This is a genomic window from Emticicia agri (assembly GCF_004168285.1).
GTDB classification, from domain to species: Bacteria; Bacteroidota; Bacteroidia; order Cytophagales; family Spirosomataceae; genus Emticicia; species Emticicia agri.
Genome location: NZ_SEWF01000018.1, coordinates 84239 through 105175, shown reverse-complemented (window position 1 = coordinate 105175; position 20937 = coordinate 84239). Strand labels below are relative to the sequence as shown.

The window sequence follows — 20937 nt, the reverse complement described above, 5'->3', positions numbered from 1 at the left end:
GTTTGTCCAGTTCTGTATTAGCTTACCTTTTAATAAATAAATGAATAATTATTCGATAAAATGTTTCTGAATATTTTATCCAACGGTTATATTAGTATAATTTTAATTTTACTATTAGCCTGACTATTAGTAAATTAGGTCATTCTTCGGAATTATACTAAGCCATGAAAAAAACTTTTATTCTTACCTTATTTTTCTGTTATGGGGTATGTGCCCAAACCCCTGTGCTTATTTCAGACCTTAAAGGCAATAATTATAATGCCAATGAGCAACTGGTGATTATTGGTAGCACCGTGTATTTTCGTGCTGATGATGGTATTTCAGGGCAAGAACTCTGGAAATCTGACGGTACAGCGGCTGGTACAGCTATAGTAAAAGACATCAATCCGCTGGGAGGAAGTAGTAACCTCAGAGAGCTCACTAAAGCGGGTAATACCTTGTTTTTTATTGCCTTTGACTACAATACAGGCTATGAATTATGGAAATCGAACGGTACTGCAGCAGGTACTACCATTGTAAAAGACATTGCTCCATCCTCCGAAAGTAGTCTGCCGCTTAATTTAACTGCATTTGGTAGTACCCTGTATTTTTCGGTTTACAATAATAGTCAATTGTGGAAGTCTGACGGTACAGCAGCAGGTACAGTCATGGTAAAAACTTTTTCTGCCAATAGTAGTGTTACCAAAATTATATCAGGCGGTAATATTCTATATTTTACAGTAACCAACTATACGAATAATACCGAACAATTATGGAAAACCAATGGTACAGAAGCAGGTACCCTGATGTTGAAAGAATTTGTTTTCTCAATTTATAGTTATGTGTTTTCCGGTAATACTTTGTTCTTTAATGCTTCTGATGGGGTTACGGGGGTAGAACTCTGGAAATCAAATGGCTCGGTAGTAGGTACTGTATTGGTGGTTGACTTAAATGAAGGAGAATATGGAAGTAGCCCAGGGTATCTGACTGAATTAAACGGGCTGATCTATTTTTCGGCTATGGATAGTTTCTATAAATCAGATGGTACAGCAGCTGGAACCCAACAGATATCTAATCGGGATGCCTATTATCTGACTAAAGTTAATGGTAGTCTGTATTTTGTTGATTATGAAGATGAATTCACGATTTATAAATCAAATGGCACAGCAGGAGGCACAATCTTGCTGAAGAAATTTGAGAGGTATGACAATCAGACTACAAATTTCAGGTTTTTTGGGTTGGCAGATGGCAGTGTTTACTTTGTAGCCAAGGAGTATGAACATGGTGAAGAACTCTGGACTACCAACGGCACTCCCGCCGGAACACTTCTGGAAGATGACCTGAGACCGGGTATATATAGCGGTTTCCCTAATAATTTTTCGGTTGATGGTTCAACTGTTTATTTTACTGCTACCAATGGGGTAGCTGGGTATGAATTATGGAAAAAAACAGGAACCTCTGCCGCAGTGATGGTGAAAGATGTAAAACCTAATAATTTCGATGCCAACCCTAATAATCTGGCAAAATTGAATAATTTTCTTTTTCTGAATGCAACCGACCAATATAGTACCCAGCTTTTTGTGGTAAATACAGGTAATTCCAATTTCAATTTGCAAGGCCTTGGCGTACAAGAAGTTTCAGACTTTCTGGCATTTAATAATAAAATGTATTTTCAGGGTAAACAATATAATGGCAGAGAGCTATGGATGTCTGATGGGACAAACATATCGCTGGTTAAGGATATTTATACAGGCACAGCAGGAGGAGGTGTACAGAATAACAGTAATCCGGCCGAACTGACCAAGGTAGGAAACTTTTTTTATTTTGCTGCTACCAACCTCGGTGACAGAGAGCTCTGGAAATCAGATGGAACAGAACTCGGTACAGTTCAGGTAAAGAATATCAATGCAGGAGGAAACAGTTATCCTAATCATCTGATAGAATTTGGTAGCCATCTTTATTTCTTTGCTATTTCATCTTCAGCTTATCAGTTATTTAAGTCAGATGGCTCAAGTGCAGGAACAAACCCTGTTCCTTACAGTTCTGCTTACACCATCAATGCCGCTGAAGGAGCCATTGCCAAAACCAATTCGGAACTTTATGTGAAGGTAAATACAGCATCAACCGGAGCTGAAATATTTATACTTGACGGTACTTCATTAGCATTACTGAAAGACATCCGGTCAGGTTCAAATAGCAGTGAGCCCGGTAATTTTACTCCGGTGAATGACAGGCTTTATTTTACTGCCAATGATGGGCCGAATGGAGAGGAACTCTGGAAGACTGATGGAACACCGAATAGTACAGAAATAATAAAGGATATACGACCGGGAAGCGTATCTTCTAACATTAATAACTTGATTAAATTTAATAACTACCTGTTTTTTTCGGCCAATGATGGGGTAAACGGGCAGGAATTATGGAGGTCTGATGGTACCCCCGAAGGCACGTTTATGGTAAAAGACATATTGGAAGGAGCCGTTGGAAGCAGCCCTTCAAATTTCTGTGTGGTAGGCAATACTCTTTATTTCAGTGCTTATCATCCCAAATTCGGCAGAGAATTATGGAAGACCGATGGAACCGAAGGAGGTACTGTATTGGTATATGATTTATTTCAGAACGGCGCCTCTGAATCTCATGATGCCAACCCGACTCAATTGTTTGAAATGGGCGGAAACTTGTTTTTTGCGGCAGATAATGGTACCAGCGGCAACGAACTTTTTTATTTTAAACCCTGCCCAACCGGTGCCACATTTAACCAGTATACTTATTCGCCCACTTATACGTATCATGCTACACAATATATTGAAGCCTATCATACTTTAAAATTTGGCAGAAGTGTTAATTATTTTGCCGGAAAAGCTGTAGTACTTAGCCCCGGTTTTACAGTATCTGCTGCCCCGGATAATGACTCAAACGGAAATAATACTTTTCGGGCTGAAGCAAGAGGGTGTAATTAATGTTTCCCACACAAAACCTTTATGGCTATGAAACGAGAAATAATTACGCTATTTTGCTGTATCTGTAATGGTTGCCCGGACTACGGCGTCGTTAGACAATAATTTTCAGGCAGTAATTTGGCTATTGGTTAGATATTATATCAATGGCTCTCCCTACCATTACCGGAAACGGCATAGCTGAAACTCTAGACTACCCAATGCCTGATTGAAAGCCATACATCTTCTTGATTTTCAGACTTTTAGGGGTAAAAATCTAAAGAATCGACCGATAGGTAAAATTCGGAGATTTTCTTCCCTACTTTTTGGTATTGTTTATACTTTTGCTTCGTAAGTAAACAACAATCAACACATAATACACTTCTTAGTGCAAATTAAAAACCATGAAAAGACTATTCTTTACATTGGCATGCTATTGCCTTTTTTTTACAGAAAACACCTTCGCACAGATTTACATTGAGGAGGTCACGAATGGGTCTGTAACTATTTCTCCGCAGGGTATCAGGGGTAAAAACGGAAACCCCGGTGGCAATGACACCAATACCTCTTTAGGTGCACAAGCACTCAAATCAACCAATGCCAATGGCAGCCTCAACGTAGCCATAGGTTTATCAGCACTTTTTGCCAATACCTCTGGTAGTAGAAATACTGCGGTGGGTAGTCAGGCATTAAAAAATAGCCTTACGAGCCTTGATAATGTAGCTATTGGTAATCAAGCATTATTTGAAAGTACCAGAGGCATAGGAAATGTTGCGGTGGGTAGTAAGGCATTATTAAATGTGACAGACGGAATCGGCAATATTGGTATCGGAACTAATGCGTTAACAAAAATTACCTCCTCAGTTGGTCAGATAGGTATTGGTGACAGAGCTTTATTTTCTTTAACGTCAGGGTTTCGTAATATTGCTATTGGGGCAAATGCGATGACCAACAGCACTGATGCACAACAAAATCTGGCTATAGGAGTAGATGCGCTGTTTAGCAACATTATTGGAAATGCCAATACCGCACTGGGAAATGACGCTTTGCGATTGAATCGTGGTAGTTTCAATACGGCTACCGGGTTTCAAGCCATGCATAGTAATACTACCGGAACCTATAATGTAGCATTGGGTTATACGGCAATGGAAGGGAATGTATCAAGTAGTTTTAATACCGCTGTTGGAGCCTATGCAATGGCAAATACCTATAGAATAGCTACTCCTAGTTCTACTTATAATACGGCAGTGGGTTTTGAAGCCCTGAGAGGCGGGAGTGAGGATTCTAATAATTCAGGGGCTAATAATACGGCTATAGGTGGTAATGCCATGACCCAGAATACAACCGGAAGTAACAACGTAGCAGTAGGTGCCAATGCGCTGACTACCAACCTGAATGGAAACAATAACGTAGCTGTTGGTTATGAAGCCTTACAAGCAAATATATTAGGTAGCCATAATGTGGGCGTAGGACACTGGTCTTTAAAATTAAATACTTCAGGCAATCATAACATAGGTATTGGTTATGCGGCATTAGCCAATAATACCAGCGGAGAGTATAATACGGCACTGGGTACTCAGGCGCTTCTGTCAAATGGTATAGGGGTAAATAACGTAGCTTTAGGGTTTAAAACCTTAACGGCTAATACGAATGGCGAAAACAATGTAGCAGTTGGTTACGAATCATTACTTGCCAATACAGTTGGAATTAATAATGTAGCTATGGGCTACCAGAGTTTGCGTGCCAATAATTTCGGTAGCTCAAATACTGCACTTGGGCATACGGCTCTGACTCTTGTTACGAATGGTAGTTCTAATACTGCCGTCGGGAGCTATGCGGGCAATAGTATTACTTCTGGTTCAAATAATGTGGTTATCGGGAATAGCGCAGGTAGTGGTCTTACTACGGGTTCTAATAATATAGCGATAGGAAATGGCGCTTTATTGCCTTTAAATGCAGGCAATGACCAGATAAGATTAGGAAATCAGGATATTGGTTTTGCAGGCATACAAGTAGCCTGGACAATTACCTCAGACAGAAGATGGAAAGAGCAGATTCAACCTTTGCAATTGGGCATGGACTTTATCAACTCTCTGAAACCTGTTCAGTATGTCAGAGGCAAGGATAAATCGAAAAGTACGGAAATGGGCTTAATTGCACAGGATCTGGAACAAACGCTGAACGATTTTGGCAGAAAGAATATGGGACTTCTGAAAAAAGACGATAATGGTTATTTATCTGTACGTTACAACGATTTATTGGCACCCATAATTAAAGCCATGCAAGAGCAACAGGTAATGATTAATAAATTGACAGAAGACAACTATAACCTCAGGGCAGAGGTGAAAGAAATAAAAAATGCAATTACCGGAAGTAACAATAAGACAAGAGTAAAAACAGAACCTAAGACAGAATCGGTCGTTAGGTAAAATCCGGAGGTTTTCTTCCTAATTATATGCTTTGCAACGCATAAAAATCTATTTATTATACACATTTCAGGCAAATCAAAACATGAAAAGACTATTCTTTGCAATGGCATTCTATTGCCTTTTTGTTTCCGGAAACTCACTGGCACAGATATATATAGAAGAAGTAAATGATGGGTCAATAACTATTTCTCCAAAGGGGATCAGAGGTAAAAACGGTAATCCCGGAGGGAATGATACAAATACCTCTTTAGGTGCTCAGTCCCTTAAATCAAATAATACCGGGGCACTTAATGTGGCTATCGGACTTTCAGCGCTTTTCTCAAATATCTCTGCTTCCGGAAATACCGCAGTAGGTACACAGGCATTAACCAGTAATACAACAGGCCCCGGAAATACCGCTATTGGAGTTTCTTCATTATTTAATAATGTTTCGGGGCAACAGAATACTGCAATAGGCAGGAATGCACTTTTTGGTAATATCTCAGGAAGTGGGAATGTTGGTATCGGGAAAGATGCTTTGCTTAAATCGACCCAAGCTAATTATCTGATAGCAATCGGAGAGCAAGCCATGTATAATATGGCCACAGGAGCATTTAATATAGCCATAGGGAGATATAGCCAGTTTGCAGACACCGGTGGGTCGGATAATGTGGCTATTGGTGAAAATTCTTTAAGGAATAATAATATGGGTTCAAATAATACTGCTATTGGAAGCCACACACTTAGCAATAGTGGGATAAGTGTTTTTAATACGGTTGTCGGAAGCAAATCCATGCAGTTAAATATTCAAGGTTCCGCAAATACAGCTATGGGGTATCAGTCCTTACATAATAATTCTTATGGTAGTAATAATACTGCCAACGGCTATCATTCAATGTTCTATAATCAGACAGGAACTTATAATGTAGCAATTGGTATAGCAGCATTGTACAACAGCCGTGCGAGAAGTTTTGATACGGCCATCGGTGCCTTTGCTATGTCGAGCGAGTATAGTGGAACAAATCCACAAGACGGATATAATACCGCAGTGGGATATTCTGCTCTAAGAGGAAATATAGTGTCAAACACAGGAATCTATAATACTGCTTTAGGAAGTAATGTTATGTTTAGTAATTCATCAGGAGGTTATAATGTTGGCGTAGGAGGCAAAGCCCTGTATTTGAATGAAACTGGCAGTAATAATGTAGGAATTGGATTTGAGTCATTGTCAGCTAATACTAAAGGAGATAATAATGTTGCAGTAGGGTATAGAAGTCTGAATGCCAATACAATCGGAGAAAATAATGTAGCTATTGGCAATTTAGCTTTATTTTCCAATAATGCCGGTGTGAATAATATGGGTTTGGGATTCAAAGCTTTGTATAACAATACTAACGGACAGAATAATGTGGCTGTTGGTTATGAATCCTTAATTGCCAATACTGTCGGTATTAATAATATAGCAATGGGTTATAATACGCTGCATGCCAATAGTTTCGGTAATTCAAATACGGCACTCGGCCATACTGCTTTAGAGAATGTAACCAATGGTAGTAACAATACAGCTGTTGGAAGTTATGCGGGCAATAGCATAAGTACAGGCAGCAATAATGTAGTGATTGGTAATAGTGCAGGGTCTGGCCTCAGTACAGGATCAAATAATATTGCTATTGGCAATGGAGCACTCCTGCCGTCAAATTTTGCAGATGACCAGATCAGGTTAGGAAATCAGGATATTGGTTTTGCAGGCATACAGGTTGCCTGGACTATTACTTCGGACAAAAGATGGAAAGAGAATATTCAACCACTCAAATTAGGCATTGACTTTATCAAATCATTGAAACCTGTGGAATATGTACGTAAAAATGACAAGTTAAGAAGTGTTGAATTGGGATTGATAGCTCAGGACCTGGAACGGACATTAGATGAGACAGGATTAAAAAATCTGGGTTTATTAAAAAAAGATGAAGCAGGTTTTTTATCAGTACGTTATAATGACCTGTTAGCACCCATAATTAAAGCTTTGCAAGAACAGCAGGCAATGATTGAAAAACTAACACTGGAAAACAGAAGTTTACAGAACCGAATGGTACAGGTAAACCAAATTTTAGCGTCAATCAGTAATGAGCCAAAAAACGGAACAAACGCAGAAAAATAGTGTCAATTGAACCCCAGTAAAGACACAAATTAATTGGGTTAAATTGAATAGTCAGACAGTAGTAAGCCATTGCTTACTGCTGTTTTTTGTTTTGCGTATATATTGTAAGGTTAGTTGTTGGTTGACAAGGGTACGATTATTTTACCATTTAGTAAAAAAAAAGTCAGATTTATTGCCATTTTTATAGTTCGTGTTTCTTTGATAGGTATTTTTATTATAAAATAAATCCGTTCAAATTTTACCAAAAATAATGACCATGAAAAATCTTTTATCTGTCTTTAGTCTTTTATGTTTTTTGGCCTGTGGGCAATTACAGGCTCAAGTGTATGTAGAAGAAGCTGTAAATGGTGGCATTACAATTTCACCTTTAGGTATAGTCGGAAAAAATATAAACCCTAATGTCAATCAGACAAATACTGCTCTGGGTTCTCAGGCATTAAAATCTACCAATGCTAACGGAAGCCAGAACGTTGCCATTGGGTTATCTGCTCTTTTTGATAACTCCTCAGGAAGTCGGAATACTGCTGTGGGTAGTCAGGCACTGACTAATAATTCAACAGGGCAAGGTAATACCGGAATTGGCTATAATAGTTTGATGAATGTTACCACTGGAATAGGAATTGTTGGTATTGGAGAATACGCACTCAATGCCGCTACTACTGCTGCCGACAATGTAGGGGTTGGGCGTTATGTTTTATTTGCAAACAAAACAGGAGTTGATAATGCGGCTTTGGGAGCATGGGCCTTATATTCTAATGACGGAGGACATGACAATACCTCTGTTGGTAGTAAGACTTTATACTTCAGTAACGGAAGTTCTTATAATACTGCGATCGGAAGCCGGGCACTTTACTACAATACGGGTGGAGCCGCCAATACAGCTGTTGGATATTATTCTATGTTTAATAATACATCAGGTCATAATAATACGGCTAGTGGCTATCAGTCAATGGAGGATAACAAGATAGGAAAAAATAATGTGGCGATTGGAACCGGAGCTATGACAGGTAGTGTAGCACAACATTATAATACGGTTGTAGGGTCATCTGCTATGGCTTATGGATATAGTAGTGCATCTGAGTCAAGTGGCTTCAATACAGCTGTTGGTTATCAGGCCTTAAGAGGAAGTACCATTGCTGCAAATAACAGCGGTACTTATAATACTGTGGTGGGTAGTCAGGCTATGTTTCTCAATACTAGCGGGCAAAATAATATAGCAGTTGGATTTCAGGCTCTATATTCAAATGCTTTAGCTCTAAACAACGTAGGTGTTGGAAGTTATACTTTACATGCAAATTTTCAAGGGGCAGCTAATACAGCATTAGGACATTATAGCTTATCAAGTGTTACCACAGGTAACTCAAATACCTCTGTAGGAAGCTATTCAGGCGGAAATATTAATTCGGGTAGTCAGAATATCACCATTGGTAATAGTGCAGGTTCAAACCTTACTTCGGGTTCTAATAATATAATAATTGGTTCAAGTGCTAATGTTCCGATTGCATCAGGCAACAACCAGATACGTATGGGAAATAATGCTATCACTGATGCTGAGATACAGGTAGCTTGGACAGTTACTTCTGATAAAAGATGGAAAGAGCAGATTCAATCACTTCCATTAGGAATAGATTTTATTAAATCTTTGAAACCTGTACAGTATGTGCGTAAAAATGATAAATCTAAAAGTGTTGAAATGGGCTTAATTGCACAAGATTTAGAGCAAACTTTAGTTGATTTCAGAAAAGACAATATGGGATTGCTGAAAAAAGATGATAATGGTTATCTGGCTGTAAGATATAACGACCTGATGGCACCCATGATTAAAGCCATGCAGGAGCAACAAGCCATGATTGAGAAGTTAATTAAAGAAAACCAAAGCCTTCAGGCTGAGGTAAGAGAAATAAAAAATACATTGGCTGCCAGTAGTAACGGTAACGTTATTTCAAACGAATCTAAGAAATAAGACATTAGGTAAAATTATTAAGATGCCCTGCGCTAAGCGGAGGGCACCTTAATAATTTTAAGGTAAAGCAAATGCTACATATTGATTGCCTTTTTTTGCCCCCAGTTTGGTTCCACCGCAAGCAAGTACAATATATTGTTTTCCGTTAACCTGATAAGTTGCCGGAGTGGCAAAAGCCGCCGCAGGAAGTTTGGTCTCCCACAATAATGCACCTGTTCGTTTATTAAATACCCTGAATTTTTCGTCTTTCGTTGCTGCAATAAACAATAAGCCATTGGCTGTTACAACAGGGCCACCATAATTTTCTGAACCAGTAGTTGGAATCCCTTTTTTGGTTAAGGATTCATATTCGCCGAAAGGAATTTTCCAGAGATATTCACCCGTATTCAAATCAATTGCATTTAAAGTACCCCACGGAGGCGAAATGGCAGGTAAGCCTTTGCTGTCTAAAAACTTATTGTATCCTGTGCTTACATAAGGCAGATAAGGGTTCTTAAATCCTGCGTTATTAGATGCACCTACCTCTTTCTTTTCTTCACCAAACAAAAAGGCCACAACCGCCTGTTTTTCTGAGGCACTTAGGGTAGTAAATCCGGGCATCATGCCTTTACCACTACTGATAATCTGTGTTACAAAAGCCTTATCCCGACGTTTTTCTATGTCTATTAAAGTAGGATAACCACTCTTGCTGTTACCTTTTCTATCTGCTCCGTGGCAAGCCACACAAGAAGTGGCATAAATTCGTTCACCGGTGCTAAGTCCTGCCAATACGTCTTGTTTAGGGGTTTCTTTCATGGTTAGTATCCATGCCATTTCATTGCTGTTCACATATAAAATGCCTTCTTTTGGGTCGGCAGCAGCACCTCCCCATTCGGCACCACCATCAAAGCCGGGTAGTATAACCGTACCTTCTTTACTTGGCGCAGCAAATCTGTTTCGTTTATAAGTTCTGAATTTTTTCAATAATTCCTCACGGTCTTCGGCATAGGGACTGATGTCGTTTTCCGTTAAGGTATGTGCCTGACGAGCATAGGGAGCAGGTTTGGTTGGAACGGGCTGGGTAGGCCAGGCAACTTCTCCGGCAAGGTCTGACTTAGGTGCCGGAATTTCCTGAATCGGGAACAAAGGTTTTCCGGTTACTCTGTCGAACAGATACACATATCCCTGTTTGCTTGTCTGTGCTACTGCATCTACCATTTTACCATTATGCTTAACCGTAATCAGGTTGGGTGGGGCTGGCAAATCTCTGTCCCACAAATCATGATGCGTAGTCTGGAAATGCCAGAGCAGTTTACCAGTCCTGGCATTCAGGGCTAAAAGGCAATTGGCATACAGGTTTTTACCCACGCGCTTGCCACCATAAAAATCATATCCTGCCGAACCCGTCGGAACATAGATTATGCCTCGTTTTCTGTCAACCGCCATTCCCGCCCAGTTATTGGCCGCACCTACTTCTGTATTTTTATACGCTTCTTTCGGCCAGGTATTATAACCGGGTTCGTTAGGGTAGGGGATGGTATGGAAAGTCCATGCCAGTTTTCCTGTTTTTACATTAAACGCTCTGATGTCTCCCGGTGCGGCATCAGCCCCTTCCGAGAGCCTTACAGGCATTACTATCAAATCTTCAAAGACAGTTCCTGGCGTATTGGAAATAATAAATTTCTTTCGGGCTATTTCAGGCAAACCTGTGTGCAAATCTACCCGACCATTGTCGCCGAATGAGGGAATTGATTTTCCTGTGGTAGCATCAATTGCGTACAAATATTCGCCTATGGTGTGCAAAATTCTTTTGTCATCGCCATTGCTCCAGTAGGCAACCCCACGGCTGGTACTGGCAAAGTTTTTTAGTTTATCACCAAATCGCCAGATTTCCTTACCAGTAGCAGCATCTAAAGCAAAAGCCTGTACTGATGAAGTTACACCATACAATACGCCATCAACGATAATGGGATTTACCTGCATTTGTCCCGAGTCAGGCGTTGCATAGCTCCAGGCTACTTTCAGGTTCTGAACATTCTCAGGTTTAATCTGGTCTAAGGTGGTGTAATGATTCCGGTCAGGACCTCCCAGATATTCATTCCATTCGGTATAATTTTCGTTATCGGGCGTATAATTTTTTTGAATGGCTGCGGCAACCAGAAAAATACCCAGCGATAGCAGGGCAATAGAAAGGCTTTTTTTCATAGGTCGTAATAAGTGTTATGTTTAATAGACAATATAGTTAGTGCCTAATTTTTATTTGTATCTTCTATTTTATCAGAATCATACATTCGGGTGTCTTCGTAGTTTTCAAAAATCTCAGGGTACTTTATTTTTATCCAGCGATATTGTTTGGCTGATAAGAAAATAAACTGAGGCCCTGTGAGTTCGTCGTCATCACTACCCGATAATTCATAAAAGGTATGGTCAGAATTTTGCTCTGCTAAAGATTTATTTACTAATTCAATCAGCTTGGCTGTATCAAACTCAAAATAATCGTACTCTGGCTGGTTGTCTTTATTTTTTGTCTTAGGAATACCTTTGATAAACTGACTTTCGCTATATTTTTTATTGTTCAGTTCGAAACTATACTTGAAGGTTCTGTCGTTGTTTTCGCCTTTTTTTAGCATTTTCTGAAAATTGTCTTCTATTTTCAGCGGATTAAATTGTCCTTTGGCTATGGTTTTTAGTGAATCAATCAATGCTTTATAGACATCTCTATAATAGTCTAACTCCCACATATTGCTTTTCGCAATAACTTTTGGAAGCGTTTCGAGCAATAATTTGCTTGAAACAGGTGAACGTCGGAATTTCAGAATGAAATCTTCTTTCTGTGCTTCATTCATTGGCTCAATAAATCCTAAGCGGCCAAATTCAAAAAGTGTATTCTGCAAGCTATCACGACTGAACTCACGGTCATACATGCCAAAATCAACATAATTATTGGGTAGTGTTTCTGCAACCAGATTTGCCTGTGTACTATCAAATAGCACAAATGAAAGCATCGGGCTTCGGTAATCACATACAATAACCAATCTATGCGGAGAGGCGGTGTCGGTCAGATAATCATTTATGGTTTTAAACTGATTTTCACCTATTCCCGGAAAATATTGAGATTTTTCATTTTTAAGCGAATCGAGGGCATTCTGAATTAACTTGGGCATTGAAACATAAAGTGTTTGCTCATAAGGTTTACCATTGATTTTTAATGATACCCGATATTCACCGTATTCGTTTGATTCAGATGATTCTCTGGCCTTTTTATAATTAATTTCTGTAAATCTGGCATCAGGCAATAGTTTAGCACCGAATTTATTAAGAATATAGGTATAAACTTCAGTTTCATTTTTGCCTGTCAATTCGTTCATATCAATCAGCACCGCTTGAGAACTTACTTTCAAGATGTCAGATGGTTCTTTGCTTTTTTTCAAATCGAGTGTTTTTCTGGCTTCTTCGGTCAGCATATTTTCTCTTTGCAATGCATCTGCAAATTCTTCTGTACTGAATGCCGCTATCTGCGACTGATAAGAGTGGTAGGCGTTTTCAGAAGCAGGCTCACTGAATATCTCATGATGGTTATTCTCAATGTAATCGTACTGTTTCTTAGTCAGAAAAATGTAATTGCTCCGGTTTGTATAATCAAGGTAATTAGGATTTCTGGCGATTTTATAAAAAGTACCATCAATCTTGTTTTCTTCCAAGGCTGCGTTAATCAGTTCAATGATTTGATATTCGTTCAGATATAAATTATCAAAGTCGAGATAGTTGTTTTTTTTCAGACCTTTTTGCGCTTCTATTAGTTCTTTGTCAATTTTAGGTATTTCTTGCTTGTACTCATATTTTTTATCTTTGAGTCTGAAACTCATTACCAGATTGCGGTCTTTTTCTATGCTTTTGGATAATTCGTTTTCAAAATTATCAGTAACCTTTTCTGGTTTAAATTGCCCACGGGAAACGCGTGTCAGTTCAGCGATGAATGTTTTAAATGCGTTTATCTTTTCAGTTTCATTTTTCTGGTCAAAGTCGGTCTGGGCAATAATAGCCGGAAAACTCAATAAAAGACTTCTTTTGACATTACTTCTGTTTTCAGACTCAAATCTGAAATCAACAATGGCTTTTTCTATGGATTCCTGGTTGTCAGCCGGCAAAATATCATTTTCCTGAAAGTCTTTGATGATAGCAGTAAGGTTTTCCCGACTGAATTTTTTCGAAAAATCCGGTTTTTCTAAACCCAATAGCATGCCTACATAAGCATTATCCTGAAAACCTGATTTAAAAGCAAGGCTTTGCACACTATCTACCAGTGCTAATGCTTTTCTTGCATCTCTGACAGGGATTAAAGGGTTTATATCATTGGCTACAATAATGAGCCTTTTATTCGATTTTTTGTCTATCAGATAATCATTGATTGATCGAAAATCTTTAATGGCAATTCCAATGAGCGGTGACAGAACCACTGCATAAGATTGGATAATAGTAGAGTCGATGTGTATATCTGGAGGAATAATTTTATTGAGGGATTTCAGCCAGGAAAAGTCAGTATCTGCTTTTTGCGCATAGTTAAGACCATCAACCGTATATTGCAGGCGATAAGATTTTTTGTCTTTATTGAAAGGATTATTGATTCCCAGACCCATTGGTCCGTTCAACGAAGGGCTTGTTTGAGTTTTGTTAATCTCTTTTACTGAAAAATTGCTAAAGGCAAACTCCGGCAGTAGTTTGTTTTTTATTTCACTGAAAAGATTCTTGTAGATTTCTTCCCGTGTGAAATTCCCTTGTTCATTCGGAATAACCACTACATTGTTGCACAAAGACAGGATGTCTATTTTGCTTTTTATTTCAAAAGGTGTATAAGAATTTTTAAGCATTTCTGCCTTTTCTTTGGCTAACATGCCTGTTGCCTGTAAACTATCTATGAAACTGATTTGAAGGGCTTTCTGAGCAGCATAATTATCGTAAAACCAGGTTTGTCTGGCGGCATAAATAAAGAATCCAAAATCGTTAATGAGTTTAATACGGTCTTTTTCGAGCCATTGTAGCAATTCATCATACACTCTCTTATCTATCAGTTGAATTGCTCTCAGTTTATCGGCTAATAGCAGGTAGTTTTCTTTAGAGGGTTTCAGGTTCTGTTCTAAAGCTAAAAAAGAAATAGGATTCTTGGCATTTACTTCGCCTTCAATATCAGGCTTGAAATACATACTTTCACCTAAGATTCTTTCAGCCATTTCACGGAGTTGAACCAACTCATCTGCTGCTGAGCCTACATTACGAATGACTTCAAAAAGACCTATATACCCTAATATAGCTGCTCTTGATTTAAATACGGAATCAGGAAGTTTATTTAATCCGCCAAAGGGTATTCCTGATAAACGTTGCTTGATGGCGGGGTTGTCTTTGGCTATGGCTTTCAGGAATCCATCTTTACCAAACTCTGAAATAATGGTTTCTTTTTGTAGGGCGTCAAGGTATTTTTTGACCTGGTCTTCAGTTAAACTCTGGGCAAAAGTGGTAAGGCTAAAAAAGGAAAATATAAAAAAAAGTATGTGTTTCATAAGCAAGCAACATTTTTATCCAAAAGTAATTTACTTTCTGCTATTTAACTATATATGTGTGGAATTATTGAGTGATTGAGTGATTGAGTGATTATTTTTTTGAAATTAAAGACTAAACAAATTACTACATATTGCAAGCGTAAATCCCTTTTAAGAATAATTACTCAATCGCTCATTCATTCAATCACTAAATTCATCAAACCATTGGCCATTTAAAGGTGCTGGTTAATTTAATTTTCATTCCGGTAGCAGAAGATTTCCTCGCAGCCTCTATGATTTCTAAGACGTGCAAAGCGTGTTCTACATTAATACGGGGTTCAATGCCTTTTACCAGACTTTCGCCTACCACTCTTGCCCCTTCCTGCCATTCATAACCTCCTTTGTCAGTTGCTGTTAATAACGGAGGTTCGGTCCATGAGGTATCTAATATAACGCCATTGGTTTCCCAGTCATAGCCAATCAAACGCATATTGCCATAGTCTCCAAAAATCTGGATAGAATGTAGGCTTTGTGCTCCTGCTTCATGTCCGTGAGGGTCAAAGTAATTGAACCCACACATCACGTGTGAGATAATACCTTTGTCGTGTTCGAGCAATATATGGGCATTGTCTTCTGCCTCTACTTTTATTTTGCCTTTGTCGTCCACATTTCTTTCTGGGTTCACAATGCTGGTCATGGCCATTATACTTCTGGCCGGACCCAATAAACCTGTTAGGGTAGCCATATTATATACCCCAAGGTCAGGCATACTGCCGCCTCCTTTTTCATAAAAGAAAGCACTCCAGGTAGGGCCTGTATGCCCGTATTGACCATGAGCAGAGGCAATTCTGCCCAATTTACCCTCCTGAATGGTTTTGCTCATAAAAGCAAACTGAGGGCTGTTCACTACTGCTGGTGCTCCCCAGATTCGGAGTTTCTTTCTTTTGGCTAATTCAAGCAATGCCTTTCCTTCGGCATAGGTGTTTGCCATCGGTTTTTCGCTCCATACGTGCTTGCCTGCCAATAATGCTTTTTTGTTCAGGTCGCCATGTGCCTGCATATCGGTCAGTGTTACCATCATATCAAAGGGTACACCTGCCAGCATATCGTCAATATTGCCGTAGGTTTTTGCATTGACTTTATATTGGGTATTCTGGTCAACGGCTCTTTGCGGCTTTATATCGCACAGGCTCACAACTTCTATTACCGGAGATGATAGTAATTGAGGTAAATAGCGGTTGCTGACATTGCCACAACCAATAACAGCCACTTTTAATTTTTTATCTTCTTTTTTAGCAGCAAAGCTTTCTAAAGACGAGAGTAGAAAGGCGGCTCCTGCAGCGGCAGTATATTGAAGAAACTTTTGTCTGGATAGGGTCTCCTGCATGATTTTGTTGTTTTATTGCCTGAATGCAACTAAAGAACCTAAATGTACAATTTTAGCAGAAGATGTGGAAGCTAATAGGCTATATTTTTATGTGTAAGTATTACAAAACTGTAGGAGATGAACTCCTATAAATGAAAAAGAGGTAGTTCGTTTGTGAACTACCTCGGGTTTAAATCTCCTAAGATTTTTAAAATGTCATTCGCTGAACCCTGACTGCGTTGAGAATCGCTAAGAGGGCTACGCCTACATCGGCAAATACTGCCTCCCACATTGTGGCTACTCCGCCTGCACCCAATAGCAGTACAATTACCTTTACCACAAATGCCAGTACTATATTCTGAATAACAATGTTTTTTGTGGCTTTACCTATCCTGATAGCCGTTGCAATTTTAGATGGCTGGTCGGTTTGAATCACCACATCGGCTGTTTCAATGGCGGCATCGCTACCCATTGCGCCCATTGCAATACCTACATCGCTGAGTGCTAATACAGGAGCATCATTAATACCATCGCCTACAAATGCAGTTACCTTTGTTGGGTCTTTCCGTAACTCTTCAACTTTTTCTACCTTATGTTCCGGTAATAAATCTCCGAAAGCTGTATCAATACCAATGGTTTTAGCTACTTTTTGGGTAATAGAAGTTTTATCACCACTGAGCATAATGGTCTGGGTTATTCCATTTTTATGCAATTGTTTAATTGCCTCAACGGCATCTTCTTTTATCTCATCTGCAATAATAATATAACCTGCATATTTTCCATCAATAGCTACTACTACAATTGTTTCTACAATTTGCTCTAATGCTTTATCGTAGCCTATACTGAATTTCTGTAACAATTTAAGATTACCCGCCAGAACTTCTTTGCCGTCAACATTCCCTTTTAGCCCATGCCCTGAAATCTCTTCAATATCGGAAACCAAGAGTGTCTTTTTACCAGAGGCATATTGGGCAATGGCCTTGGCTATCGGGTGAGTTGATTTACTTTCCAGTGCTGCTGCCAGTTTTATAAATTCTTCTTTATTCAGGTTTTCGGTAACCATGTTCTGTACCTTGAATACGCCTTTAGTCAGGGTACCTGTTTTGTCCATTACCACTGTATTTACTTTGGTTATGAGGTCGAGGTAATTGGAGCCTTTAAACAGGATACCATTGCGAGAGGCTGCTCCGATACCACCAAAATAACCGAGAGGAATAGAAATGACCAATGCACAAGGGCATGATATAACCAAGAAAATCAACCCCCGGTACAGCCAATCATTGAAAACATAATTTTCAACAAAAAGCGCTGGGAACAGAATTACTGCTAATGCAAGAAAAAATACAACAGGTGTATATATTCTGGCAAATTTCCGAATGAGCAGTTCGGTTTTGGCTTTTCTTGTGGTGGCATTCTGTACCATGTCAAGAATACGGGCTAAAGAACTGTCAGCAAACTTTTTGCTGACTTTCAACTCAATCACTTTTTCCAGATTCAACATTCCGGCCAGTACCGGCTCACCTTTCATAATGGTTTTAGGTTTACTTTCTCCTGTAAGAGCGGCAGTATTGAAACTACTGCTTTCACTGAGCATTTCTCCATCTAATGGTACTTTTTCACCTGCTTTAATCTGAATTGTTTCGCCAATCTGTACTTCTTCAGGTTTTACTTCCTGATAGGTTTTGTTTCTTAAAACACTGGCCGAAGCAGGACGAATATCAAGCAATGCTTTTATATTATTTTTAGCTCTGTTCACCGCCATACTCTGGAATAATTCTCCCACGGCATAGAACAGCATTACTGCCACACCCTCTGGGTATTCGCCTATCACAAAAGCACCGATAGTAGCCATTACCATTAAGGTAAATTCAGTGAAAATTTCTTTTCGTCTGATGGCCTCCCACGCCTCTTGCATTACCGGAAAACCTACCGGATAATACGCAATCAGGTACCATGCCAATCGGATATAGCTATTAAAGAAACTATTGACAATATAATTATCTAATGCAATACCCACCAATAACATAGCAAGGCTGATAATAGCAGGGAGGTATTGTTTCCAACCTACGGCTCCACCATGTTCATTATTGTGGTCATGTTCAGGGTCGTGTGTATGTTCCTGCTCTGCCTCATGAGCGCAACATTCACTATAATTTTTATGCGCTTTTTTTGCAGCTCCTTTCGGAACCAGCAAATCTTTAGCATGGGCTTGTGTATAAATTTTCTCTTCCAAAGAACAGCAAGTCATTTGCCCTTGCTCATCATAAGTATGCACATGATTAGGGTCTGTATTGACACCCGGTGGATGCTTATGCAGATGTTCATGGTCGTGGTCATGTTTCATATATGTATCATTTTAGAAACCATTATTAATTAACATTTACAACTTTATCTTAATTCCCCCGTTGAATGAACGCCCTTCTGTGTGTGTATAAACCTCATTAAACTTAGGAGAGTTGTGGGCATCGAATACCACTTTTTCAAAGCGATTTTGTCGGGTATCTGTAAAGTTTTCAGCATTGGCAAATACGGTGATTTTACCAAAAGTTTTCTCTAAAAATAAGCCAAACTCCCAGTATTGCGGGGTTAAGCGGCCATCGCTTAATACCTGTCTGCCTGAATAATATCCCTCTAAGCCAACCTTGAAATTACGGTGCTTCTCAGCCAGTAGTGCCATATTTACTTTGTTTTTAGGCAATAAAGGAACTGTCTGATTGGTGTTTTTATAAGTAGCTTTGGCATCGGTAAAGGTATAGCCAACAAAAAACTTCACCCAGTCGGCAAAGGTAAACCTCAGATTTGTTTCAAAACCTCTTGACAATACAGGCTTTGCAGCATTTTCAAAATAAAGCTCACCAATGGCATTTGTTCTGAGCACCAGAGGTTCGTTAATCCGGGTAAAAAAGAACATTTGGTTAGCTGTAATACTGAAATTATCGCCGAAAGTATTCTGGTAGTTAAAGTCAAAAGTACTTCCATACGATTTTTCAGCTTTTGCCTGGGTGTTAATTGCCAGCACATTCTGAAAGGCCAATGTTTCGGTAGCTTCCGTAAACATGGTCGGCAATTTATAGCCTAATCCACCACCCAGGCGGCTACTCCAATGCTCTGAAATTTTATATAAGGCCGAGAATCGGGGTAAAGGAAAAACGTCATATCGTTTGGCATAGTCAAGCCTGAATCCGCCTTCCATCAGAAATTTTTCTGTTATATCCCAGTTATCCTGTATATAGGCACCTGCAATAAAATTATTTTCAGTGCGTGGTTTCAGGCTTTCTTTTTCCTTGAAATCGTCAAAAATCAGGTTGGCACCTATCACAATGTCATGATTGTTTTTGTGCGATATAAAAGAAAAGTCGGTATAAGCATTGGTTTGCAAACCTCTGAAATTATATCCGGGAACTTTAATTTGCCTGTCGAAAACACTGAAACTTTGCTTAAAAACAAACTGTTTGTTTTCAGAAATCTGATTACTCAACTGCAAGGTTGAAATATTGCGCACCGATTCGTTTTTTTCGAAATAAGTATGCTGACTGTCGGCTTTCCCATTAATCACGAATACATCACCCCCGAAACGATTCTGAAAAGTAGTCGAATTGCCAGCTATCAGTTTGGTCTTATCACTGAAATAGACAAATAGACGTGGGTTAATGTTTAAATCCCGGTTCTTCGGAATTTCAGTAAAGTCGTCTTTGTCCACATCATAAGGTTTCTGAATTGTACCCGAAACCAGTACAGAGTAGCCAATTTTATTATTTCGCTTGGCCGAAAATGCACTGAAATTAGTTCCTCCTCCGGTACTTGTCTGGTTAATAATCGCAGAAAACTCCTGTTTTTCCCTCGGCTCTTTAGAAATAAAATTAACAACCCCTGCAATAGCCCCACCACCGTAAAGTGTAGAAGCCGAACCCTTGATGATTTCTACCTGACGAAGGTCTAAAGGCGGAATGTCCAACAAACTTAATCCACTCGAAAACCCACCGAAAGTCGGAAAACCATCTTTCAGAATCTGGGTGTATTTTCCGTCAAGCCCTTGAATCCTGATACTCTGATTAGCCGATGTATAGCTGGTCTGCTGTACCTGTATGCCTGTGCTTTCATGCAGAATCATAGATACATTATTGGGTCGCATATTGGCTTTTTCATCAATTTCTTCTAAGGATATAGCCTCAATACGGGTAGGAATATTTTCAATATTACGACTGATACGGGTAGTAGTAACCACTACTTCTTCTAATTCTTCATGAGCACTCTCCAACAGTACCTCTATGTCTGAACTAACCGGGAAAGTGATTTTCTGTTCGGCATTTGTATAGCTAATAAATGAAACAAGAATGGTTCGTTCGCCATTTGCAACGCTTTTCAGACTGATTTTGCCTTCAATGTCCGTTGTTCCGCCAATTCTTGTTCCTTTAATGGTAACTGTTGCGCCAATCAAAGGCTCTTTTGTTTTGCTGTCTTTTACAATAATTGCAGGTTGGTTTTGTGCAAAACTGAGGTGTGTAATCAGAATAAATATATATACTAAGATGATTCGGTTCATTTGCCATAATTTTGTTAATACAATAAACTTTAAGGCTTACTGATAAAAGCAAGCACTATTAATCAACCGGG

General features: G+C 39.2%; 9 protein-coding genes. 4 read left to right on the top strand and 5 right to left on the bottom strand.

What is annotated here, in order from left to right; genetic code table 11:
* Positions 1 to 164: 164 nt before the first annotated feature.
* The 4 genes from EWM59_RS13790 to EWM59_RS13775 all read left to right on the top strand — a co-directional run bounded on the left by EWM59_RS13790 (position 165) and on the right by EWM59_RS13775 (position 9444).
* On the top strand, positions 165 to 2939 hold the full coding sequence (locus EWM59_RS13790) for an ELWxxDGT repeat protein (protein WP_130021562.1): 2775 nt from the start codon (positions 165 to 167) through the stop codon (positions 2937 to 2939).
* A gap of 380 nt (positions 2940 to 3319) precedes the next feature.
* Entirely contained in the window at positions 3320 to 5344 is a 2025-nt protein-coding gene (locus tag EWM59_RS13785; protein WP_130021561.1) for a tail fiber domain-containing protein, read from the top strand.
* Between the two features lie 82 nt (positions 5345 to 5426).
* Positions 5427 to 7481: a tail fiber domain-containing protein gene (locus tag EWM59_RS13780; protein WP_130021560.1), complete on the top strand. Its 2055-nt coding sequence runs from the start codon at positions 5427 to 5429 to the stop codon at positions 7479 to 7481.
* A gap of 256 nt (positions 7482 to 7737) precedes the next feature.
* A complete protein-coding gene (locus EWM59_RS13775) occupies positions 7738 to 9444 on the top strand; it encodes a tail fiber domain-containing protein (protein WP_165372177.1) in 1707 nt (568 codons plus the stop codon).
* Between the two features lie 57 nt (positions 9445 to 9501).
* On the opposite strand, the gene EWM59_RS13770 is transcribed toward EWM59_RS13775, so the two are convergent.
* The 5 genes from EWM59_RS13770 to EWM59_RS13750 form a co-directional block, all read right to left on the bottom strand.
* Complete coding sequence (locus EWM59_RS13770; RefSeq protein WP_130021558.1) at positions 9502 to 11628, bottom strand: outer membrane protein assembly factor BamB family protein; 2127 nt, start codon at positions 11626 to 11628, stop codon at positions 9502 to 9504.
* A 44-nt stretch (positions 11629 to 11672) separates the two neighbouring features.
* Entirely contained in the window at positions 11673 to 14978 is a 3306-nt protein-coding gene (locus tag EWM59_RS13765; RefSeq protein WP_130021557.1) for a hypothetical protein, read from the bottom strand.
* Positions 14979 to 15174: 196 nt separating this feature from the next.
* Positions 15175 to 16344, bottom strand: coding sequence for a Gfo/Idh/MocA family protein (locus EWM59_RS13760; RefSeq protein ID WP_130021556.1), 1170 nt, complete (start codon positions 16342 to 16344; stop codon positions 15175 to 15177).
* Positions 16345 to 16531: 187 nt separating this feature from the next.
* On the bottom strand, positions 16532 to 18667 hold the full coding sequence (locus EWM59_RS13755) for a heavy metal translocating P-type ATPase (protein WP_130021555.1): 2136 nt from the start codon (positions 18665 to 18667) through the stop codon (positions 16532 to 16534).
* A 36-nt stretch (positions 18668 to 18703) separates the two neighbouring features.
* Entirely contained in the window at positions 18704 to 20866 is a 2163-nt protein-coding gene (locus EWM59_RS13750) for a TonB-dependent receptor (protein WP_130021554.1), read from the bottom strand.
* Positions 20867 to 20937 lie beyond the last annotated feature (71 nt).